This is a genomic window from Geopseudomonas sagittaria, from assembly GCF_900115715.1.
In the GTDB taxonomy this organism is placed as follows: domain Bacteria; phylum Pseudomonadota; class Gammaproteobacteria; order Pseudomonadales; family Pseudomonadaceae; genus Geopseudomonas; species Geopseudomonas sagittaria.
The window spans coordinates 161,877-181,825 of record NZ_FOXM01000001.1 but is presented as its reverse complement, the minus strand read 5'-3'; the positions used below and the strand labels follow the sequence as shown (position 1 = coordinate 181,825).

The 19,949-nt window shown below is 68.0% G+C and carries 20 protein-coding genes; 9 read left to right on the top strand and 11 right to left on the bottom strand.

Annotation, left to right across the window (positions count from 1 at the left end):
* Positions 1-20 precede the first annotated feature (20 nt).
* From BM297_RS00890 to tldD, 5 genes are read left to right on the top strand one after another with little or no spacing between them, the layout of a single operon-like run.
* Positions 21-614: a Maf family protein gene (locus BM297_RS00890; RefSeq protein ID WP_092427378.1), complete on the top strand. Its 594-nt coding sequence runs from the start codon at positions 21-23 to the stop codon at positions 612-614.
* Positions 615-658: 44 nt separating this feature from the next.
* Complete coding sequence (gene rng / locus BM297_RS00885) at positions 659-2,116, top strand: ribonuclease G (RefSeq protein ID WP_092427376.1); 1,458 nt, start codon at positions 659-661, stop codon at positions 2,114-2,116.
* 14 nt (positions 2,117-2,130) lie between these two features.
* Positions 2,131-5,982: a YhdP family protein gene (locus BM297_RS00880; RefSeq protein WP_092427374.1), complete on the top strand. Its 3,852-nt coding sequence runs from the start codon at positions 2,131-2,133 to the stop codon at positions 5,980-5,982.
* Between the two features lie 45 nt (positions 5,983-6,027).
* Entirely contained in the window at positions 6,028-6,882 is an 855-nt protein-coding gene (locus BM297_RS00875) for a carbon-nitrogen hydrolase family protein (RefSeq protein ID WP_092427372.1), read from the top strand.
* Complete coding sequence (tldD, locus tag BM297_RS00870) at positions 6,879-8,318, top strand: metalloprotease TldD (RefSeq protein ID WP_092427370.1); 1,440 nt, start codon at positions 6,879-6,881, stop codon at positions 8,316-8,318. The genes BM297_RS00875 and tldD overlap by 4 nt, the downstream gene beginning before the upstream one ends.
* A 113-nt stretch (positions 8,319-8,431) precedes the next feature.
* Here tldD and yjgA read toward each other — a convergent pair whose 3' ends face one another.
* On the bottom strand, positions 8,432-8,953 hold the full coding sequence (gene yjgA, locus BM297_RS00865) for a ribosome biogenesis factor YjgA (RefSeq protein ID WP_092427368.1): 522 nt from the start codon (positions 8,951-8,953) through the stop codon (positions 8,432-8,434).
* 94 nt (positions 8,954-9,047) lie between these two features.
* On the opposite strand from yjgA, the gene pmbA reads away from it, so the two are divergent.
* Positions 9,048-10,397, top strand: coding sequence for a metalloprotease PmbA (gene pmbA / locus BM297_RS00860; RefSeq protein ID WP_092427366.1), 1,350 nt, complete (start codon positions 9,048-9,050; stop codon positions 10,395-10,397).
* Positions 10,398-10,589: 192 nt separating this feature from the next.
* On the opposite strand, the gene BM297_RS00855 is transcribed toward pmbA, so the two are convergent.
* The 10 genes from BM297_RS00855 to BM297_RS00810 all read right to left on the bottom strand — a co-directional run bounded on the left by BM297_RS00855 (position 10,590) and on the right by BM297_RS00810 (position 17,665).
* The gene (locus BM297_RS00855) at positions 10,590-10,862 is read right to left on the bottom strand and encodes an HPr family phosphocarrier protein (protein ID WP_092427364.1); all 273 of its coding nucleotides are present in this window, start codon (positions 10,860-10,862) and stop codon (positions 10,590-10,592) included.
* Between the two features lie 37 nt (positions 10,863-10,899).
* Positions 10,900-11,757, bottom strand: a complete 858-nt coding sequence (gene rapZ, locus BM297_RS00850) for an RNase adapter RapZ (RefSeq protein ID WP_092427362.1) — start codon at positions 11,755-11,757, stop codon at positions 10,900-10,902.
* Positions 11,758-11,760: 3 nt separating this feature from the next.
* Positions 11,761-12,225 carry a PTS IIA-like nitrogen regulatory protein PtsN gene (ptsN, locus tag BM297_RS00845; protein ID WP_092427360.1) on the bottom strand — a complete coding sequence of 155 codons (465 nt, stop codon included), beginning with the start codon at positions 12,223-12,225 and terminating at the stop codon, positions 11,761-11,763.
* A 10-nt stretch (positions 12,226-12,235) separates the two neighbouring features.
* Positions 12,236-12,544 carry a ribosome hibernation-promoting factor, HPF/YfiA family gene (gene hpf / locus BM297_RS00840; protein WP_092427358.1) on the bottom strand — a complete coding sequence of 103 codons (309 nt, stop codon included), beginning with the start codon at positions 12,542-12,544 and terminating at the stop codon, positions 12,236-12,238.
* A 79-nt stretch (positions 12,545-12,623) separates the two neighbouring features.
* Positions 12,624-14,120 carry an RNA polymerase factor sigma-54 gene (locus BM297_RS00835; RefSeq protein ID WP_092427356.1) on the bottom strand — a complete coding sequence of 499 codons (1,497 nt, stop codon included), beginning with the start codon at positions 14,118-14,120 and terminating at the stop codon, positions 12,624-12,626.
* A 211-nt stretch (positions 14,121-14,331) separates the two neighbouring features.
* Positions 14,332-15,057, bottom strand: coding sequence for an LPS export ABC transporter ATP-binding protein (gene lptB, locus BM297_RS00830; RefSeq protein ID WP_092427354.1), 726 nt, complete (start codon positions 15,055-15,057; stop codon positions 14,332-14,334).
* The gene (gene lptA, locus BM297_RS00825; RefSeq protein ID WP_092427352.1) at positions 15,054-15,599 is read right to left on the bottom strand and encodes a lipopolysaccharide transport periplasmic protein LptA; all 546 of its coding nucleotides are present in this window, start codon (positions 15,597-15,599) and stop codon (positions 15,054-15,056) included. Before lptA ends, lptB begins: the two co-directional genes overlap by 4 nt.
* Positions 15,586-16,155, bottom strand: a complete 570-nt coding sequence (gene lptC, locus BM297_RS00820) for an LPS export ABC transporter periplasmic protein LptC (protein WP_092427350.1) — start codon at positions 16,153-16,155, stop codon at positions 15,586-15,588. Before lptC ends, lptA begins: the two co-directional genes overlap by 14 nt.
* A 10-nt stretch (positions 16,156-16,165) precedes the next feature.
* A complete protein-coding gene (locus BM297_RS00815; RefSeq protein WP_092427348.1) occupies positions 16,166-16,690 on the bottom strand; it encodes a KdsC family phosphatase in 525 nt (174 codons plus the stop codon).
* Positions 16,691-17,665 (bottom strand): KpsF/GutQ family sugar-phosphate isomerase, encoded by a 975-nt coding sequence (locus BM297_RS00810; RefSeq protein ID WP_092427346.1) that lies wholly within the window; start codon positions 17,663-17,665, stop codon positions 16,691-16,693. It abuts the gene before it with no gap.
* A 205-nt stretch (positions 17,666-17,870) separates the two neighbouring features.
* On the opposite strand from BM297_RS00810, the gene BM297_RS00805 reads away from it, so the two are divergent.
* From BM297_RS00805 to mlaD, 3 genes are read left to right on the top strand one after another with little or no spacing between them, the layout of a single operon-like run.
* A complete protein-coding gene (locus tag BM297_RS00805) occupies positions 17,871-18,680 on the top strand; it encodes an ATP-binding cassette domain-containing protein (protein ID WP_092427344.1) in 810 nt (269 codons plus the stop codon).
* Positions 18,680-19,477, top strand: a complete 798-nt coding sequence (gene mlaE / locus BM297_RS00800; protein ID WP_092427343.1) for a lipid asymmetry maintenance ABC transporter permease subunit MlaE — start codon at positions 18,680-18,682, stop codon at positions 19,475-19,477. The genes BM297_RS00805 and mlaE overlap by 1 nt, the downstream gene beginning before the upstream one ends.
* On the top strand, positions 19,477-19,947 hold the full coding sequence (mlaD, locus tag BM297_RS00795; protein ID WP_092427341.1) for an outer membrane lipid asymmetry maintenance protein MlaD: 471 nt from the start codon (positions 19,477-19,479) through the stop codon (positions 19,945-19,947). The genes mlaE and mlaD overlap by 1 nt, the downstream gene beginning before the upstream one ends.
* Positions 19,948-19,949: the final 2 nt, after the last annotated feature.

Here is a 19,949-nt window from a genome sequence, read left to right as displayed (position 1 = left end):
TTCCGGGAGGGATATCGCACGTGAGCCCGCTCTACCTCGCTTCCGCCTCGCCGCGCCGCCGCGAACTGCTGCTGCAGATCGGCGTGCCGCATCGACGCATCGACGCGCCCATCGACGAAAGCGTACTGCCCGACGAAACGCCGGTCGCCTACGTCGAGCGCCTGGCGCGGGCCAAGGCCGTTGCCGGTCTGGCCGCGCTGGGGCTTGGCGAGGTCTGCGTGCTCGGCGCCGATACCGCGGTGGTGCTCGACGGGCGCATCCTCGGCAAGCCGCAGGATCGCGCCGATGGCCTGGCGATGCTCGCCGCGCTGTCGGGACGCAATCACGAGGTGCTCACCGCGGTGGCGGTGAGCGACGGCACGCGCTGCGAGGCGCGGGTAGTGAGCAGCCGTGTGCACTTTCGCCCAATCGCCCCGGCCGAACAGCAGGCATACTGGAATACCGGCGAGCCGCTGGACAAGGCCGGCGGTTACGCCATCCAGGGCCTGGCGGCGATCTTCGTCGACCGTCTGGAAGGCAGCTATTCCGCGGTAGTCGGCCTGCCGCTGGCCGAGACCGCCGCCCTGCTGGGCGAGTTCGGCATCGCCTGCTGGCAGCCCGACGCCGGCGCCTGAGTCGCGCTGCCCGGCCGTTTCCCCGCCACGAGAACGATAACTAGATGAGCGAAGAGATCCTGATCAACATCACCCCCATGGAGTCGCGTGTGGCGGTGGTGGAAAACGGTGTGCTGCAGGAAGTGCACGTCGAGCGCACCCAGCGCCGCGGCATCGTCGGCAACATCTACAAGGGCAAGGTGGTCCGCGTGCTGCCGGGCATGCAGGCAGCCTTCATCGACATCGGCCTGGAGCGGGCGGCCTTCATCCATGCCTCGGAAATCTCCACCCGCGAAGGCAGCGCGGTGGAAAGCATCAGCGCCCTGGTGCACGAGGGCCAGAGCCTGGTGGTGCAGGTGACCAAGGATCCGATCGGCAGCAAGGGCGCGCGGCTGACCACCCAGCTGTCGATTCCCTCGCGCTATCTGGTGTACATGCCGCGCACCCGCCACGTCGGCATCTCGCTGAAGATCGAGGGCGAGGTCGAGCGCGAGCGGCTCAAGCAGGTGGTCGCCGACTGCGTGGCCGCCGAGGGCATCGAGAACCAGGGCGGCTTCATCCTGCGCACCGCGGCCGAAGGGGCCGGGGCCGACGAGATCCTTGCCGACATCCGCTACCTGCGCCGCCTGTGGGAGCAGATCGGCGCGCAGACGCAGAGCGCACCGGCGCCGTCGGTGATCTACGAGGATCTGTCGCTGGCCCTGCGCACCCTGCGCGATCTGGTCAGCCCGCGTACCGAGAAGATCCGCATCGACTCGCGGGAGACCTTCCAGAAGGTCGGCCTGTTCGTCGGCGAGCTGATGCCGGAAGTGTCCGACCGCCTCGAGCACTATCCCGGCGAGCGGCCGATCTTCGACCTGTACGGCGTCGAAGACGAGATCCAGAAGGCACTGGAGCGCAAGGTGCTGCTCAAGTCCGGCGGCTACCTGATCGTCGATCCGGCCGAGGCGATGACCACCATCGACGTCAACACCGGTGCCTTCGTCGGCCACCGCAACCTCGAGGAAACCATCTTCAAGACCAACCTCGAGGCGGCCACGGCGATCGCCCGCCAGCTGCGCCTGCGCAACCTCGGCGGCATCATCATCATCGACTTCATCGACATGGAAGACGAGGAGCACCGCCGCCAGGTGCTGCGCACCCTGGAGAAGATCCTCGAACGCGACCACGCCAAGACCAACATCATCGGCATCACCGAGCTGGGCCTGGTGCAGATGACCCGCAAGCGCACCCGCGAGAGCCTGCAGCAGGTGCTCTGCGAGCCCTGCCCGAGCTGCCAGGGCCGCGGCCAGCTGAAGACCGCGGAAACCGTCTGCTACGAGATCTTCCGCGAGATCCTCCGCGAGGCGCGCGCCTACCAGGCCGAGGGCTACCTGGTTCTGGCCAACGACAAGGTGGTCGGCCGCCTGCTGGATGAGGAATCGGGCAACGTCGCCGATCTGGAGGCCTTCATCGGCCGGCCGATCCGCTTCCAGGTGGAAAGCGAGTACTCCCAGGAGCAGTACGATGTGGTGCTGCTCTGAGGGCGAGGCCTGACATGGCCGCCGCCGGCCGCCTGCTCGCCCGGTTGCTGGACGGCCTGTTCGTCCTGACGGCGCTGCTGCTGCTGCTGGCGGCGCTGTACGTCAGCCTGGGCCGTGTGCTGGTGCCGCTGGCGGCCGAATATCGCGGCGAGCTGGAAAGCCGGGCCAGTGCGGCACTTGGCCAGCCGCTGCACGTCGGTGCGCTGGAAGGCCGCTGGCAGGGCCTGGCGCCGCTGCTGCTGCTGCGCGACGTGCAGCTAGAGCTGGACGGCGAGGCGCTGCACCTGGACCAGCTGCGTCTGGTGCCCGACGTGCTGGCCAGCCTGCGTTCGCGCAGCCTGCGCATCGCCCGCCTGGAGCTGCAGGGCCTGCAGCTCGGCCTGCAGGAAGAGGCCGACGGGCGCTGGCGCCTCAAGGGCCTGCGCCCCGGCGATCCGGCGGCGCCACCGCTCGATCCGGCGCGGCTGCTCGGCCTGCTGCTGGCGCCGCGCCAGGTACTGGTGCAGGACAGCCGGTTGAGCCTGCAGACCCGCACAGGCGAAGTGCTCGCTCTCAATTATGTCGGTCTGACCCTCGACAATGGAGGCGCTGCCCAGCGCCTCGACGGTCGCCTGCTGCTGCCCGATGGCCAGCCGCTGAGCTGGCAGTTGCAGACGCGTCTGCAGCCAGAGGACTGGCGCGCGGCCAGCGCGCAGCTGTATCTCAGCCTGCCGCAGAGCGACTGGGCGCCCTGGCTGGCGCAGCGCCTGCCGGCGGACTGGCAGCTGCCGCGCCTGCAGGCCGGCGGCGAGGTCTGGCTGGACTGGGCCGGCGGCCAGGCGCAGCGCGCCGTGGCCCGCCTGCATGCCCCCCGGCTGACCCTGGCGCACGCGGCCCGGCCGCCGGCCGAGTTCGCCGATCTGGCGCTGACCGCCCACTTCGCGCGCGAGACGCAGGGCTGGCGCCTGCTGGTCGAGGAGCTGGCCGGCAGCTTCGCAGAGGAGCGCCTCAATCCCGGCCAGTTGCAGTTGCGCCAGCACCTGGGTGAGCAGCCGTACTGGAGTCTGCAGGCCGAGCGCCTCAATCTGGCGCCGTTGGCCGCGCTGACCCGTGCGCTGGCGCCCTTGCCGCCGCAGGCCGCGGAGATTCTCGCCAGCCTGGCGCCGCATGGCCGGTTGCGCGACCTGAATGCCGAGATCCGCCCGCGCGGCGACGGACTGCCCGAGGTCGAGTACAACCTGCGCCTGGAGCAGGTCGGCGTCAGCGCCTGGCACGCCGTGCCGGCGCTGGACAACGTCAGCGGCAGCCTGAGTGGCACCCTCGCGGGTGGCGAACTGCGCCTGGATGCCCACGATTTCATGCTCCATCTCGACACCCTGTTTGCCGAGCCGTGGCGCTACCGCACGGCGCGGGCGCGGCTGAACTGGAGCCTGGATGCCGACGCCTTCACCCTCTCCAGTGCCTTGATGCGCCTGTCCGGCGAGGAGGGCGAGCTGGCCGGCAACATGCTGATCCGCCTGCGCCGCGATCCCGCCGCCGAAGACTACATGGACCTGCAGGTCGGCCTGCACAAGGGCCTGGCGCGCTACACCGAGCGCTACCTGCCGACCCGCTCGCCCGGGCTCAGTCCGGCCCTGGCCGACTGGTTGAAGACGGCGATCCGCGGCGGTCAGATCGAGCAGGGAATGTTCGTCTACCAGGGCTCGCTGAACAAGGGCGCGTCGCCGCGGGCGCGGGCGCTGGGCCTGTACTTCCAGGTGCGCGACGCCGAGCTGGACTACCAGGTGGACTGGCCGCCGCTTCGCCAGCTGGAGGGCGAGGTGTTCGTCGAGGACAGCGGCGTGCGCGTGCGCGCCCCCTCGGCCCGGGTGCTGGACAGTCGCCTGGAGGACGTCCAGGCGCTGGTGAAACTGAACGGCGGCAAGCGGGTGCCGACTCTCGAAGTCGACGGCCGGGTGCGCAGCAGTCTCGGCGACGGCCTGAAGATCCTGCAGGAGACCCCGCTCGGGCGCAGCCAGATCTTCGCCGGCTGGCAGGGCGAGGGCCCGCTGGACGGTCGCCTGCAGCTGGCCATCCCGCTGACCCGTGGCAGCGGCGAGGTCGGGGCGGTGGTCGACTTTGCCACCGAGGGGGCGCGCCTGCAGTTGCCGCAACCGGCGCTGGAGGTGCAGCAGCTCAAGGGCGCGTTCCGCTACGACAGCGCCCGCGGCCTGAGTGCGCCGGACATCCGCGGCCGCGCCTTCGACCGCCCGCTGCGCGGGCTGATCCGCGCCCAGGGGCAGGCCGGCAAGCCGCTGACCCAGCTGGATGTCCGCGGCAGCATTGCGGTGGAGCGCCTGGCGAGCTGGCTGGGCGCGCCACCGGCGCAGATCCCGGTCAGCGGCGAGCTGCCCTATCGCCTGTGGCTGGACCTGCAGGGCGAGACCAGTCGCCTGCGGGTCAGCTCGGATCTGCAGGGTACGCGCATCGATCTGCCGGCACCGCTGGGCAAGCCGGCCGAGGAGGCGCGCAGCGCCAGCTGGCGGATGACCCTGAGCGGCGTCGAGCGCCGCTACGCATTGAGCTATGCGGGGCTGGCCAATCTGCGGTTTGCCGCGCCGGCTGGCCAGCTGGAGGCTGGCCGCGGCGAGTTGCGCCTGGGCGGCGAAGCCGCGCAGTTGCCTCGCGAGCTCGGCCTGCACATCCGCGGCCGGCTGAGCGAGTTCGACTGGCTGGCCTGGCAGGCTGTGCAGTCACGCTATGGCGACCCCGGTCAGCGGGAGGGACTGGGCGGCCTGCTGCAGTCGCTGGAACTGGACGTTGGTCGCTTCGGCGCCGGCAGCCTGAGCCTGGAGCAGCTCAGCGTCGGCCTGCGTCGCACCGGGCAGAGCTGGCGCCTGCAGCTGGACAATCCGCAGCTCAAGGGCAGTGCCGTGCTGCCAGCGGACCGCACGGCGCCGCTGCGCATCGAGCTGCAGCGCCTGCGTCTGCCGCCGCGCGAGTCGGCGCTGGCGAAGGCGGAGCGCGAGGCGGTCGGTATCGTGGCCAGCGATCCTTTGCGCGAGGTCGACCCGCGCAGTCTGCCGGCCATGAATGTGACCATCGATGCCCTGTATCTGGGCGAAGAGCGCCTTGGCCGCTGGCAGTTCCGCAGCCGGCCGAGCGCCGACGGGGCGCGCTTCGACCAGCTCGATCTCGATCTGCAGGGCCTGCGCCTGGACGGCAGCCTCGATTGGCAGGGTAGCGGTGCCGGCAGTCGTACCCATTATCGCGGTCGGCTGTCCGGCGGCGAGCTGGCCGATGTGCTGCTGGCCTGGGGCTATGCGCCGGGCATCACCAGCAAGAGCTTCCAGGTCGATGTCGACGGCCACTGGCCGGGTTCGCCGGCGATGGCCGGACTCAAGCACTTCAGCGGCAGCCTGGAGGCCCAGGCCCGCCAGGGCCAGCTGCTCGAGGTCGAGGGCAGTGCCACGGCGCTGCGGGTCTTCGGCCTGCTCAACTTCAACTCCATCGGTCGGCGCCTGCGCCTGGACTTTACCGATCTGTTCGGCAAGGGGCTGAGCTACGACAGCATCGACGGGCGCCTGGTCGGCACCGACGGCGTGCTGCTGACCCGCGGCCCGCTGGTGCTGGACGGCCCGTCCACCCGTCTGGAGCTGGATGGCCAGCTGGACATGGTCCAGGACCGCATCGCCGCCCGGCTGCGGGTGACCCTGCCGCTGTCCAACAACCTGCCCCTGGCCGCGCTGCTGGCCGGCGCGGCGCCGGTGGCCGGGGCGCTGTTCATCGTCGACCAGCTGGTCGGTGATCGTCTCTCAAGGGTGGCCAGCGTCGAATATCGGGTCGATGGCCCCTGGCAGGATCCGCAGATCAGCCTGTTCGGCAAACCTGCGGGCAGCGCACGCTGAGCCCATCCGGGTTAGGATGAAAACATTGCGCAACAGGAGATAACGATGGGCACGGTGGCAGTCATCCAGATGGTCAGTCAGGCCGACGTGGCCGCCAATCTGGCGCGGGCCCGAGCGCTGCTCGAACAGGCCGCCGCGGGCGGCGCGCAGCTGGCCGTGCTGCCGGAAAACTTCGCCGCCATGGGGCGCCGCGATCTGGCGCTGCTCGGCCAGGCCGAGGCCGCCGGCGAAGGGCCACTGTTGCCCTGGCTGGAGGCGGCGGCGCGCGAACTGGGCCTGTGGTTGGTCGCCGGCACCCTGCCGTTGCTGCCGCAAGGCCGGCGCGATGGCAAGCCGCATGCCTGCTCGCTGCTGATTGACCGCGACGGGCAGGTGGCCGCGCGCTACGACAAGCTGCACCTGTTCGACGTCGAGGTGGCCGACAGCCGCGGCAGCTACCGCGAGTCCGACGACTTTGCCCATGGCGAGCGCCTGGTGCTGGCCGACACCCCGGTGGGGCGCCTCGGCCTGACCGTCTGCTACGATCTGCGCTTTGCCGAGCTGTACAGCGCCCTGCGCGAGGCCGGCGCCGAGCTGATCAGCGCGCCGGCGGCGTTCACCGCGGTGACCGGCGCGGCGCACTGGGAGGTGCTGGTGCGCGCGCGGGCGATCGAAACCCAATGCTATCTGCTGGCGGCCAACCAGGGCGGCCAGCATCCGGGGCCGCGGGAAACCTTCGGTCATTCGCTGATCGTCGACCCCTGGGGTCAGCCGCTGGCCTGCGAGGCCCGTGGCGAGGCCGTGCTGCTGGCGGACGTCGACCGCCCGGCGCAGGCCGCCATCCGTCAACGCATGCCGGTCAGCGCCCACCGCCGCCTGCACCCGGGCACGCTGCAACCCTTGCACAAGGAGCACACATGAACACCCTGTCATCCGTCAGCGCCCAGCTGCTGATCCCCGGCGGCCTCGGCCTGGAGCGCCTGCCGGTGCTGCTCGACGAGCTGGCCGGTCCCGGCATCGATGCCGCCGACCTGTACTTCCAGAGCCAGGTGTCCGAGTCGTGGATGCTCGAGGACGGCATCGTCAAGGAAGGCAGCTTCCACCTCGACCAGGGGGTCGGCGTGCGCGCGCAATCGGGCGAGAAGACCGGTTTCGCCTACAGCAACAGCATCGAGGAGCACGCCCTGCGCCAGGCCATCGGTGCCGCGCGCTCGATCGCCCGCGCCGGCCAGCAGGGCCGCGTGCAGACGCCAGCGGTGCAGGTGCCGCCGCGCCTGTACGGCGCCGACAATCCGCTGGAGGTGCTCAGCCGGGCGGAGAAGGTCGAGCTGCTCAAGCGCATCGACCTGGCCACCCGCGCCCTCGATCCGCGCATCTCGCGGGTCACCGTGAGCCTGGCCGGGGTCTGGGAGCAGGTGCTGGTGGCCGCTGCCGACGGTAGTTTGGGCGCCGACGTGCGGCCGCTGGTGCGCTTCAACGTCAGCGTGATCGTCGAGCACAACGGCCGCCGCGAACGCGGCGCCCACGGCGGCGGCGGCCGTACCGACTATCGCTACTTTCTGGAGCACGACCGGGCCATGGACTACGCCCGTGAGGCGGTGCGCCAGGCGCTGCTCAATCTCGAGGCCATCCCGGCACCGGCCGGCAGCATGCCGGTGGTGCTCGGCAACGGCTGGAGCGGCGTGCTGCTGCACGAAGCGGTGGGCCACGGCCTGGAGGGCGACTTCAATCGCAAGGGCAGTTCGGCCTACAGTGGCCGGGTCGGCCAGATGGTGGCTTCGAGCCTGTGCACCATCGTCGACGACGGCACCCTGCCGGGACGCCGCGGCTCGCTGAGCCTGGACGACGAGGGCACGCCGACCCAGTGCACCACGCTGATCGAGAACGGCGTGCTCAAGGGCTACATGCAGGACAAGCTGAATGCCCGCCTGATGGGCGTGCGGCCGACTGGCAACGGGCGCCGCGAGTCCTACGCGCACCTGCCGATGCCGCGGATGACCAACACCTACATGCTGGCCGGCGAGAGCGACCCGGAGGAGATCATCCGCTCGGTGAAGCGCGGCCTGTACTGCGCCAGCCTCGGCGGCGGCCAAGTGGACATCACCAGCGGCAAGTTCGTGTTCTCCACCAGCGAGGCCTACCTGATCGAGGATGGCCGGATCACTGCGCCGGTGAAGGGCGCCACCCTGATCGGCAACGGGCCGGAGGCGATGAGCCGGGTGTCGATGGTCGGCAACGACCTGGCACTGGACAGCGGTGTCGGCACCTGTGGCAAGGATGGCCAGTCGGTGCCGGTGGGCGTCGGCCAGCCGACCCTGAAGATCGAGGCGATCACCGTGGGCGGCACCGGGGGTTGATGGACGGGTAGGATGGGCGACTCGCGTAGCGATTGCCCATCCGTGGCAGGTTGCTGGGTGGTAGTGGGTAGAAAATCGCTGCGCGAGTTTTCCACCCTACAGGAGGCGGGCTGTCAGCGCAGGCCGCGGCGGAGTTCGTCCATCTCGCGCAGGTACTTGAACACCTTGCGCGCGGCGCTCGGTGGCTTGTCGCGGGCGGCTTCGAACTGGGCGTGCCGGATCAGCTGGCGCAGGTGCTGGACGTCGGCCTCGGGGTATTCGCCAAGCAGCGCCTCGAGGTCGGCGTCGGTGCCGTTGACCAGGCGGTCGCGCCAGCGCTCGAGGGCGTGGAAGCGTTCGTTGTACTGGCGGGTGGAGGAATCCATCTGGTCCAGCAGGGCGACGATGGCGTCGATGTCCTGGTCGCGCATCAGCTTGCCGATGTACTGGATGTGGCGTTTGCGCGCCGCGTGCGCCTTGTGCTTGGGCGCTTCGATCAGGGCCTTGAGCATGGCGTCGCTGAGCGGCAGGCGGGCGAGCATGTCCGCCTTGAGCGTGGTCAAGCGTTCGCCCAGGTCCTGCAGCGCATGCAGCTCGCGCTTGACCTGGGATTTGCTCTTCTCTCCGGAGAAGTCGTCGTCGAATTGTTCAGACATGGGGCGGGTCCGCTGGGAAACGCCGCCATGATAACCACTCAGGGGCCGCTTGTCCGGCCCGGCCGGCACGCCGGTGGGAAAACAGGAGCAGGACATGAATTCAGCCGTGGAAAGCGTGGGGCCGCAGGCCCTGCCGGGGTTGCAGGAGCAGGTCGAGGCGATTCTCGCCGAGGCGCGCCAGCAGGGCGCGACGGCCTGCGAGGTGGCGGTGTCGCTGGAGCAGGGACTGTCGACCAGCGTGCGCCAGGGTGAGGTGGAGACGGTGGAGTTCAACCGCGACCGTGGCTTCGGCATCACCCTCTATCTCGGCCAGCGCAAGGGCTCGGCGAGCACTTCGGCGCAGGGCGCCGAGGCCATCCGCGAGACCGTGGCGGCGGCGCTGGCCATCGCCCGGCACGCCTCCGAGGATGATTGCGCCGGGCTGGCCGATGCGGCGCTGATGGCCCGCGAGCTGCCGGATCTGGATCTCTACCATCCGTGGGCGATCACCCCGGAGCAGGCCATCGAGCAGGCGCTGGCCTGCGAAGCGGCGGCCTTTGCCACGGACCCGCGGGTGACCAAGGCCGACGGCACCACCCTCAATACCCACCTGGGCTGCCGGGTGTACGGCAACAGCCACGGCTTCGTCGGTGGCTATGCCTCCAGCCGGCACAGCCTGAGTTGCGTGATGATCGCCGAGGGTGAGGGGCAGATGCAGCGCGACTACTGGTACGACGTCAGTCGCATCGGCAGCGAGCTGGCCAGCGGCGAGTCGATCGGCCGCCGCGCCGCCGAGCGCGCGGCCGCGCGCCTCGGTGCGCGGCCGGTGCCGACCTGCGAGGTGCCGGTACTGTTCGCCGCCGAGCTGGCCACCGGCCTGTTCGGCCACCTGCTGGCGGCGATCTCCGGCGGCAACCTGTACCGCAAGGCTTCCTTCCTCGAGGGCGCGCTGGGCCAGCAGCTGTTCCCCGCCTGGTTGAGCCTCGACGAGCGCCCGCACCTGCCGCGCGGCATGGGCAGCGCCAGCTTCGACGGCGACGGCCTGGCCACCTACGCCAAGCCGTTCGTCGCGGACGGCAAGCTGGTGTCCTACGCGCTGGGCACCTATTCGGGACGCAAGCTGGGCCTGCCCAGCACCGCCAACGCCGGCGGCGTGCACAACCTGTTCGTCAGCCACGGCAGCGAGGACCAAGCGGCGCTGATCCGCCGGATGGACCGCGGCCTGCTGGTCACCGAGCTGATGGGGCAGGGACTGAATCTGGTCACCGGCGACTATTCGCGCGGTGCGGCGGGCTTCTGGGTGGAGAACGGGGTGATCCAGTTCCCGGTGCAGGAAGTCACCATCGCCGGCAACCTGCGCGACATGTTCCAGGGCATCGTCGCCGTGGGCAGCGATCTGGAGCTGCGCGGCAACGTGCGCACCGGCTCGGTGCTGATCGAGAAGATGATGGTCGGCGGCAGCTGAGGGGCGACGCCCGCTGTGCGTCTGGCGGGCCTGTGGCCCGTTATCGCCGCGAGGGCGCGCCTCCTACAGGTTCGACGCGGCCCTTGCTCTTGTGGGAGGCCCGACCTCGGGGCGATGCTTTTGAGCTTTGGCGGGGCTGCGGCCCGCATCGCCGCGGTGGCGCGCCACCTACAGCCAGAAGCTCCGGAGCCGCTACTCGCCTTCGTCGAAGTAGTTGTCGATCAGCTCGATCAGCGCCTGCAGCGCTTCGTGCTCCTGCTCGCCTTCGGTGCACAGGTGGATCGCGGTGCCCTTGCCAGCGGCCAGCATCATCACCGACATGATGCTCTTGCCGTCGACCAGGCTGTCAGCCGAGCGGCCGACCCTGACCTGGCAGGGGAAGCGGCCGGCCACGCCGACGAACTTGGCGGCGGCGCGGGCGTGCAGGCCGAGCTTGTTGATGATGGTGACGTCGCAGGCTGGCATCGCGGTGGGAGCTGTCCTTGGGTTGACCGGGATCGGGTTAGCCGAGATCGCGGTGGCGGATCTGCAGGTTGCCGAGGCTCGCGCGCAGGGCGGCGCCCAGCCGCTCGGCCAGATACACCGAGCGATGGTGGCCGCCGGTGCAGCCGATGGCCACGGTGACGTAGGCGCGATTGCTCGCGGCAAAGCGCGGCAGCCACTTGCTCAGGTAGGCGAGCAGGTCCTGGTACATCTCCTCGACATCCGCCTGGGCATCCAGGTAGTCGCACACCACCTGCTCCAGGCCGCTGTGTTCGCGCAGGTCCGGCTTCCAGTAGGGGTTGGGCAGGCAGCGCACGTCGAACACCAGGTCGGCGTCCACCGGCATGCCGCGCTTGAAGCCGAAGGATTCGAGCAGGAAGGCGGTACCGGCCTGCGGCTTGTCGAGCAGGCGTAACTTGATGGTGTCGCTGAGCTGGTAGAGGTTGAGGTTGGCGGTGTCGATCTTCAGGTCGGCCAGATCGGCGATCGGCGCGAGCAGCTGGCTTTCGTCGTCGATCGCTTCGCTCAGCGAGCGGGACTCGCTGGTCAGCGGATGGCGGCGGCGGGTTTCCGAGAAGCGCTTGAGCAGGGTGGCGTTGTCGGCGTCCAGATACAGCACGTCGCACTGGATGTTGCGCAGGCGCAGTTGCTCGAGCAGTTCGGGAAAGCGCTTGAGCTGGCTGGGCAGGTTGCGCGCGTCGATCGACACGGCGACCTGCGGCTGCAGCAGTTCGGTATGCAGCAGGGCGCGCTCGCTCAAATCCGGCAGCAGGCTGGCCGGCAGGTTGTCGATGCAGTAGAAGCCGTTGTCCTCGAGCACCGCCAGGGCCGTGCTTTTGCCCGACCCGGAGCGACCGCTGACAATGATCAGGCGCATGGCTCAGCGCCCGTCCACGGTGTCGAGCACCACCTGGTAGAGGTCGAAGCCATCCTTGGCCTGGCGCAGGCGCTCGCGCACGTCGGCACGGTCGAGCAGGCCGGCGATCTGGCGCAGCAGCTCGAGATGCTCCTCGGTGGCGGCTTCGGGGACCAGCAGGACGAACAGCAGGTCCACCGGGGCGCCGTCCAGGGCATCGAAGTCGACCGGTGCGTCGAGGCGCAGCAGGGCGCTGATCGGCACCGAGCAGCTGCTCAGCCGGCAGTGGGGAATCGCGATGCCGTTGCCGAAGCCGGTGGAGCCGAGCTTTTCCCGGGCTACCAGGCTTTCGAAGATGTCATGTGCGTCGAGCCCGGGAAGATCCCGGGCTACGAGGTTGGCGATCTGTTCGAGAACGCGTTTTTTGCTGCCTCCCGGCACGTTCACCTGGGAACGGCCGGGGGTCAGTATGTGCTCTAGTCGAATCATCGGGGAGTGATCAGCGGGCTGCGGCGCCCTGTTCGCGTTCGACCTGCTTTTCCTTGTGCTTGATCAGTTGGCGGTCCAGCTTGTCGGCCAGCAGGTCGATGGCGGCGTACATGTCGGTATGCTCGGCGTTGGCGACCACTTCGCCGCCGGCGATGTGCAGGGTCGCTTCGATCTTCTGCTGCAGTTTTTCCACCTGCATGATCACCTGGACGTTGGTGATCTTGTCGAAATGGCGCGCCAGTCGCTCCAGTTTCTCGTTGATGTAGTCGCGCAGAGTGTCAGTCACTTCCAGGTGTTGGCCACTGATGTTGACTTGCATGCTGCTTCTCCTTGTTACCTGCGAATACCGACAGGGTCATGCCCTGTCAGTTGGAATACGATGTTGTCCTGATCGAGCGTCACACCAGTCGCTTGCGCTCGCTCGAGGGAGCAATGCTCAAGGATTCCCGGTACTTGGCGATGGTTCTGCGTGCCACCTGAATTCCCTGTGCCTCCAGTAAACCAGCGATCTTGCTGTCGCTCAATGGCTTTTTCGGGTTTTCCCCCGCCACCAGTTTCTTGATGAGCGCGCGGATCGCCGTCGACGAGCATTCGCCGCCTTCGGCGGTGCTGACGTGGCTGGAGAAAAAGTACTTGAGTTCGTAGATGCCGCGCGGGGTGTGCATGTATTTCTGCGTGGTGACCCGCGAGATGGTCGACTCGTGCATGCCCACCGCCTCGGCGATGTCGTGCAGCACCAGCGGCTTCATCGCCTCCTCGCCGTACTCGAGGAAACCGCGCTGCAGTTCGACGATCTGCGTGGCGACCTTCATCAGCGTCTCGTTGCGGCTGAGCAGGCTCTTGATGAACCAGCGCGCTTCCTGCAGCTGGTTGCGCATGTAGGTGTTGTCGGCGCTGGAGTCGGCACGCCGCACCAGGCCGGCGTAGTGCGGGTTGACGCGCAGGCGCGGCATGGCGTCGGGGTTGAGTTCGACCAGCCAGCGCTCGTTGTCCTTGCGCACGATCACGTCGGGGACCACGTACTCGGCCTCGCTGGTCTCGATCTGCGAGCCGGGGCGCGGGTTGAGGCGCTGGATCAGCTCGACGATCTGCCGCAGGTCGTCTTCCTTGACCCGCAGACGGCGCATCAGCTGGCTGTAATCGCGGCTGCCGAGCAGGTCGAGGTGATCGCGTGCCACGCGACGGGCCTCCTCCAGCCAGGGTGTGCTGGCCGGCAGCTGCTGTAGTTGCAGCAGCAGGCACTCGCTGAGGTCGCGCGCGCCGATGCCCAGTGGCTCGAACTGCTGCACGCGGTGCAGGACCATCTCCACTTCGTCCAGCTCGATGTCCAGCTCGGGATCGAGGGACTCGAGGATCTCCTCGAGGCTTTCGTCGAGATAGCCGTCGTTGTTGATCGCATCGATGATCGACATGGCGATCAGCCGGTCGTGGTCGCTCATCGGCGCCAGGTTGAGTTGCCAGAGCAGGTGGCTGTGCAGGCTTTCGCCCGCCGAGGTGCGGGTGGTGAAGTCCCACTCGTCGTCGTCGCTGACCGGCAGGCTGCTGGCACTGGTCTGATAGATGTCTTCCCAGGCGGTGTCCACCGGCAGTTCGCTGGGGATGCGCTCACCCCACTGATCGGCATCGTCCAGGCTGTCGGGATCGCGCTCGCTGCTGGTGCTGACCGTGCTGTCGTGGCTGCCCACCGCCGCAGAGGGCTCGTTTTCCGCCAGCGGGTCGCTGTTGTCGAAATCGTCGCCATCTTCCTGGCGTTCGAGCATGGGATTCGAATCCAGGGCTTCCTGGATTTCCTGCTGCAGATCGAGGGTCGACAGCTGCAGGAGGCGAATGGCCTGCTGCAGCTGGGGGGTCATCGTCAGCTGCTGACCCATCTTGAGGACTAGCGAGTGTTTCATGGCTGGGGAGTTGGCACCTTGGGGTCTGCCAGCGCCTGTGCGCTGTCCACTGCTGGACGCCGGAGCGCCCTGATTAGCAAATTATATGCCTGAGAAGCGCGCGTTTGCCTAGGGGTTGACAGTCGAGGGGAGTAGCGCTGCGACCTGCGGGCGCGTCGAGGTCATCGATGCGCTCGCCGCAGGTGAGCATCCGAGCCGGCGGCGTGGCGCCTCAGAGGCGGAACTCGTGGCCGAGGTAGACTTCCTTGACCAGCTGGTTGGCCAGGATGCTCTCGGCATCGCCTTCGGCGATCAACTGGCCGGCGTTGACGATGTAGGCGGTCTCGCAGATGTCGAGGGTCTCGCGCACGTTGTGGTCGGTGATCAGTACGCCGATGCCGCGATTCTTCAGGTGGTGGATGATCTGCTTGATGTCGCCCACCGAAATCGGGTCGACGCCGGCGAAGGGTTCGTCGAGGAGGATGAACTTGGGGTCGCTGGCCAGCGCGCGGGCGATCTCCACCCGCCGCCGTTCGCCGCCGGACAGGCTCATGCCGAGGTTCTCGCGGATGTGGCTGATGTGGAATTCCTGCAGCAGGCCTTCCAGCGCCTCGCGCCGCGCGGCACGGTCGAGATCCTTGCGGGTCTCGAGAATCGCCATGATGTTGTCGGCCACCGTCAGCTTGCGGAAGATCGAGGCTTCCTGCGGCAGATAGCCGATGCCGGCGCGAGCGCGGCCGTGCATCGGCAGGTGGGTGACGTCCTGCTCGTCGATCAGCACACGGCCCTGGTCGGCGCGCACCAGGCCGACGATCATGTAGAAGCAGGTGGTCTTGCCGGCGCCGTTGGGACCGAGCAGGCCGACGATCTGGCCACTGTCGATCGACAGGCTGACGTCGCGCACGACCTCGCGGCCCTTGTAGCTCTTGGCCAGGTGCTGAGCGATCAGGGTGCTCATGGGGCGCTCTGCTCCGGCTCGGCCTTCTTGCGTGGCTGGATGGTCATGTCGACGCGCGGGCGCGGGCTGGTCACGTTGCTGCCGGTGGCGCGCCCGGCGTTGACGATCTGGCGCTGGGTGTCGTAGACGATCTTCTCGCCTTCGAAGGTGTTGCCTTCCTGGACCACCTTGGCCTGGTCGATCAGTACGATGCGCTCGTTGACGGCGAAGTACTGGATGGTCAGGCCGTAGGCCTTGACCAGCGGCTTGTCCTCGGCGGGCTTCTGCTCGTAGTAGGCCGGCTTGCCGACCGAGGTGAATACCTCGATGTCGCCGTTCTTGTCCTGGGTGATGGTCACGGTGTCGCCGGTGATCTTCAGGGTGCCCTGGGTGATCACCACGCCGCCGCGATACACGGCCACGCCTTTGGCGTCGTCCAGTTCGGCGCTGTCGGCCTGCACGCGAATCGGCTGGTCGCGGTCGGTGGGCAGGGCCCAGGCCGGGATGGTGGCCAGCAGGGTGCTCAGGCCAAACAGAAGGGGAAGGGGGTTAACGAACCTCATGCTGTCCTCGTACGTTGGACTGCAGGAGCATCCTGCCGTCTTTGAGATAGGCCTGCATACCGGAGGCCGTGGTCACGCCGTTGGCGGCCTCGATGCGAACCGGTTGGCTGGTCTGGGCATACTCCCGCTCGGGGAATACGGTCAGTCGGCTGGTGGTCAGGATGGTCGGGCGGCCCCGGGCATCGGTGCGCTCAACGCGCACGGCGTCGATCAGTTCCACCTCGGTGCCGCCGGGCGCCACCTCGCCGCGGGCGCTCTGCACGTGCCAGGGATAGTCGCTGCCCCGATGCAGGTGCAGGTCCGGACGGGTCAGCAGGGTGACGTCGCTGCTCTGCAGGTGTTCCAGACGCTCGGCGCTCAGTCGGTAGTGCAGGGCGCCGTCGGCCTGGAACTGCACGCTGCGGGCGTTCTCGACATAGAAGTCGATGGCGCTGTCGGCTTGCGGCGCGTTGGTGCGCTCCATGAAGCTTTCCGGGCGGATGTTCCAGTAGCCGATGGCCACCAGCAGGGCGGCAATCACGGCGAACGGCAGGAAGGTGCGCAGCTTGGGATTCATCGAGGTTCCGTTACAGGTAGGCGGCCTGGGCCGCCTCCAGCGTGCCCTGGGCGCGCATGATCAGTTCGCAAAACTCGCGGGCGGCGCCTTCGCCGCCGCGTGCCTGGGTCACACCGACGGCGTGCTGGCGCACGAAGGCGTCGGCGCTGGCCACCGCCATGCCCAGGCCGACCCGGCGGATCACCGGCAGGTCGGGCAGGTCGTCGCCCAGATAGGCGACCTGTTGGTATGAGAGTCCCAGTTCGGCCAGCAGTTCATCGAGCACCACCAACTTGTCCTCGCGGCCCTGATACAGGTGCTGGATGCCGAGGTTCTGCGCCCGGCGCTCGACCACCGGGGTCTTGCGCCCGCTGATGATCGCGGTGCGCACGCCGGAGTTGATCAGCATCTTGATCCCCTGACCGTCCAGGGTGTTGAAGGTCTTGAATTCGCCGCCCTCGGGCAGGAAATACAGTCTGCCGTCGGTGAGCACGCCGTCGACATCGAAGATTGCCAGGCGGATGGCGGCGGCGCGTTGCTGCAGGTCGCAGTTCATTTACATCACTCCCGCGCGCAGCAGATCGTGCATGTTCAGGGCGCCGACCGCATGCTGCCCCGGGTCGATCGCCACCAGGGCGCTGATCTTGTGGTCTTCCATGATCTTCAGGGCCTCGGCGGCGAGCATGTCGGGGCGCACGGTCTTGCCGCCGACGGTCATCAGTTCGTCGATCAGCGCATGGCGCACGTCGACGCCGCGATCCAGAGCGCGGCGCAGGTCGCCGTCGGTGAAGATGCCGGCCAGGCGGCCGTCGGCCTCGGTGACCACGGTCATGCCCAGGCCCTTGCGGGTCATCTCCAGCAGCGCCTCGCGCAGCGGGGTGCCGCGGCGCACCTGCGGCAGGCGCTCGCCGCTGTGCATGATGTTCTCGACCTTGAGCAGCAGGCGGCGGCCCAGGGCGCCACCCGGATGGGAGAAGGCGAAGTCTTCGGCGGTGAAGCCGCGCGCTTCCAGCAGGGCGATGGCCAGGGCGTCGCCGAGTACCAGCGAGACGGTGGTCGAGGAGGTCGGTGCCAGGTTCAGCGGGCAGGCTTCCTGCGCCACGCTGGCATCCAGATTGACTTCGGCGGCCTTGGCCAGCGGCGAGTCGGGGTTGCCGGTCATGCTGATCAGGGTGATGCCCAGGCGCTTGATCAGCGGCAGCAGGGTGACGATCTCGGCGGTGCTGCCGGAGTTGGACAGCGCCATGACCACGTCGTCGCGGGTGATCATGCCCATGTCGCCGTGGCTGGCTTCGGCCGGATGGACGAAGAATGCCGTGGTGCCGGTGCTGGCCAGGGTGGCGGCGATCTTGCGGCCGATATGCCCGGACTTGCCCATGCCGACCACCACCACACGGCCCTTGCAGGCCAGCAGCAGTTCGCAGGCGCGGACGAAGTCGCCATTGATCCGTGCCAGCAGATCGTTCACGGCGTCCAGTTCCAGGCGGATGGTGCGCTGGGCCGATTGGATGAAGGAAGGCGTCTGGGGCATGGGCGCGAACAGGGTTGGCTGATGAAGCGGCCGATTATACCGCCAAAGTGTCGAGGGCTCATCATCTGCCGTCGGCGGGGCGGGAGAGTGCTTGGGCGCATCCGCTGGCTCGGTGTATAGTTCGCCGCTATTCGGCCACTGGCTGGCGGATGCTCAGCCGTGGGCGCGGGCGTCAGCACGGAAGGCCGGCACGCAAGGAGTTCCGATGAGTAGCGACAACGCGTATGCCGTCGAGCTGAAAGGTGTGACCTTCAAGCGCGGTACGCGCACCATCTTCGATAATGTGGACCTGGTTTTTCCGCGCGGCAAGGTGACCGGCATCATGGGTCCATCCGGATGCGGCAAGACTACCCTGCTGCGCCTGATCGGCGCGCAGCTGCGCCCGGCTGCGGGCCAGGTCATCGTCAATGGCCAGAACCTCCCGTCGCTGTCGCGCAGCGAGCTGTTCGACATGCGCAAGCAGATGGGCGTGCTGTTCCAGAGCGGCGCCCTGTTCACCGATCTCGACGTGTTCGAGAACGTTGCCTTCCCGCTGCGGGTGCACACCGACCTGCCCGAGGAAATGATCCGCGACATCGTGCTGATGAAGCTGCAGGCGGTCGGCCTGCGTGGCGCCATCGAGCTGATGCCCGACGAGCTGTCCGGCGGCATGAAGCGCCGCGTGGCGCTGGCCCGGGCGATCGCCCTGGATCCGCAGATCCTCATGTACGACGAGCCTTTCGTCGGTCAGGATCCGATCGCCATGGGCGTGCTGGTGCGCCTGATCCGCCTGCTCAACGATGCGCTCGGCCTGACCAGCATAGTGGTATCCCACGATCTGGTGGAGACCGCCAGCATCGCCGACTACCTGTACGTGGTCGGCGACAGCGAGGTGCTCGGTCAGGGCACGCCGGCCGAGCTGATGGAATCCGACAACCCGCGTATCCGCCAGTTCATGCAGGGGATCGCCGACGGCCCGGTGCCCTTCCACTATCCCGCTGCGGACTACCGCCGCGACCTGCTGGGGGGTGCCTGATGCGCAAGACCTCACCCATCGAGCGCGTGCGCCTGCTCGGCCGCTCCGGCCTGGATGTGCTCGAGGCGCTCGGCCGCTCGACCCTGTTTCTCGTGCGTGCCCTGTTCGGCCGCAACGGCGCCGGTAGCTTCCCGCAACTGCTGGTCAAGCAGCTCTATGCGGTCGGCGTGCTGTCGCTGGCGATCATCATCGTCTCCGGCATCTTCATCGGCATGGTGCTGGCCCTGCAGGGCTACAACATCCTGGTCGACTTCGCCTCCGAGGAGGCGGTCGGGCAGATGGTCGCACTGACCCTGCTGCGCGAGCTGGGGCCGGTGGTCACCGCGCTGCTGTTCGCTGGTCGCGCCGGCTCGGCGCTGACCGCCGAGATCGGCAACATGAAGTCCACCGAGCAGCTGTCCAGTCTGGAAATGATCGGTGTCGACCCGCTCAAGTACATCATCGCGCCGCGGCTGTGGGCCGGCTTCATTTCCATGCCGCTGCTCTCGGCGATCTTCACCGTGGTTGGCATCTGGGGCGGGGCGATGGTCGCTGTCGACTGGCTCGGCGTCTACGAGGGTTCCTACTGGGGCAACATGCAGCGCAGCGTCGAGTTCCAGGAGGATGTGCTCAATGGTGTGATCAAGAGCCTGGTATTCGCCGTGGTGGTGACCTGGATCGCGGTGTTCCAGGGCTACGACTGCGAGCCGACGTCCGAGGGGATCAGTCGTGCCACCACGCGTACCGTGGTCTACGCCTCGTTGGCCGTGCTCGGCCTCGACTTCATTCTTACTGCTCTGATGTTCGGAGACTTCTGATGCAATCCCGTTCCCTGGAAATCGGTGTCGGCCTGTTCCTGCTGGCCGGTCTGCTGGCTCTGCTGCTGCTGGCCCTGCGCGTCAGCGGTCTGACCATCGGTGCGGCAGACGATACCTACCGTCTGTATGCCTACTTCGACAACACCGCCGGCGTCAGCTCGCGGGCCAAGGTGACCATGGCCGGGGTGACCATCGGCAAGGTGGTGGCCGTCGATCTGGATCACGACAGCTTCATGGGGCGCGTGACCATGGAACTCGACCGGCGTGTCGACAATCTACCGACTGACTCCACCGCCTCGATTCTCACCGCCGGCCTGCTCGGCGAGAAGTACATCGGCATCAGCATCGGTGGCGAGGAGGAAGTGCTGAAGGATGGCGGGGTGATCCGCGATACCCAGTCGGCACTGGTACTGGAAGATCTGATCGGCAAGTTCCTGCTCAATACCGTCAACAAAGAACCCGCCAAGTAAGC

What these genes read in the sequence shown, in the direction of transcription:
- BM297_RS00815 (WP_092427348.1), bottom strand. Translation starts at nt 16,690, where the DNA reads ATGAACTGCGACCTGCAGCAACGCGCCGCCGCCATCCGCCTGGCAATC.
- BM297_RS00855 (WP_092427364.1), bottom strand. Translation starts at nt 10,862, where the DNA reads ATGCCAGCCTGCGACGTCACCATCATCAACAAGCTCGGCCTGCACGCC.
- BM297_RS00810 (WP_092427346.1), bottom strand. Translation starts at nt 17,665, where the DNA reads ATGCCCCAGACGCCTTCCTTCATCCAATCGGCCCAGCGCACCATCCGC.
- rapZ (WP_092427362.1), bottom strand. Translation starts at nt 11,757, where the DNA reads ATGCGCCTGATCATTGTCAGCGGTCGCTCCGGGTCGGGCAAAAGCACG.
- rng (WP_092427376.1), top strand. Translation starts at nt 659, where the DNA reads ATGAGCGAAGAGATCCTGATCAACATCACCCCCATGGAGTCGCGTGTG.
- lptC (WP_092427350.1), bottom strand. Translation starts at nt 16,155, where the DNA reads ATGAATCCCAAGCTGCGCACCTTCCTGCCGTTCGCCGTGATTGCCGCC.
- hpf (WP_092427358.1), bottom strand. Translation starts at nt 12,544, where the DNA reads ATGCAAGTCAACATCAGTGGCCAACACCTGGAAGTGACTGACACTCTG.
- yjgA (WP_092427368.1), bottom strand. Translation starts at nt 8,953, where the DNA reads ATGTCTGAACAATTCGACGACGACTTCTCCGGAGAGAAGAGCAAATCC.
- BM297_RS00880 (WP_092427374.1), top strand. Translation starts at nt 2,131, where the DNA reads ATGGCCGCCGCCGGCCGCCTGCTCGCCCGGTTGCTGGACGGCCTGTTC.
- mlaD (WP_092427341.1), top strand. Translation starts at nt 19,477, where the DNA reads ATGCAATCCCGTTCCCTGGAAATCGGTGTCGGCCTGTTCCTGCTGGCC.
- lptA (WP_092427352.1), bottom strand. Translation starts at nt 15,599, where the DNA reads ATGAGGTTCGTTAACCCCCTTCCCCTTCTGTTTGGCCTGAGCACCCTG.
- BM297_RS00835 (WP_092427356.1), bottom strand. Translation starts at nt 14,120, where the DNA reads ATGAAACACTCGCTAGTCCTCAAGATGGGTCAGCAGCTGACGATGACC.
- mlaE (WP_092427343.1), top strand. Translation starts at nt 18,680, where the DNA reads ATGCGCAAGACCTCACCCATCGAGCGCGTGCGCCTGCTCGGCCGCTCC.
- pmbA (WP_092427366.1), top strand. Translation starts at nt 9,048, where the DNA reads ATGAATTCAGCCGTGGAAAGCGTGGGGCCGCAGGCCCTGCCGGGGTTG.
- BM297_RS00805 (WP_092427344.1), top strand. Translation starts at nt 17,871, where the DNA reads ATGAGTAGCGACAACGCGTATGCCGTCGAGCTGAAAGGTGTGACCTTC.
- lptB (WP_092427354.1), bottom strand. Translation starts at nt 15,057, where the DNA reads ATGAGCACCCTGATCGCTCAGCACCTGGCCAAGAGCTACAAGGGCCGC.
- BM297_RS00875 (WP_092427372.1), top strand. Translation starts at nt 6,028, where the DNA reads ATGGGCACGGTGGCAGTCATCCAGATGGTCAGTCAGGCCGACGTGGCC.
- ptsN (WP_092427360.1), bottom strand. Translation starts at nt 12,225, where the DNA reads ATGATTCGACTAGAGCACATACTGACCCCCGGCCGTTCCCAGGTGAAC.
- tldD (WP_092427370.1), top strand. Translation starts at nt 6,879, where the DNA reads ATGAACACCCTGTCATCCGTCAGCGCCCAGCTGCTGATCCCCGGCGGC.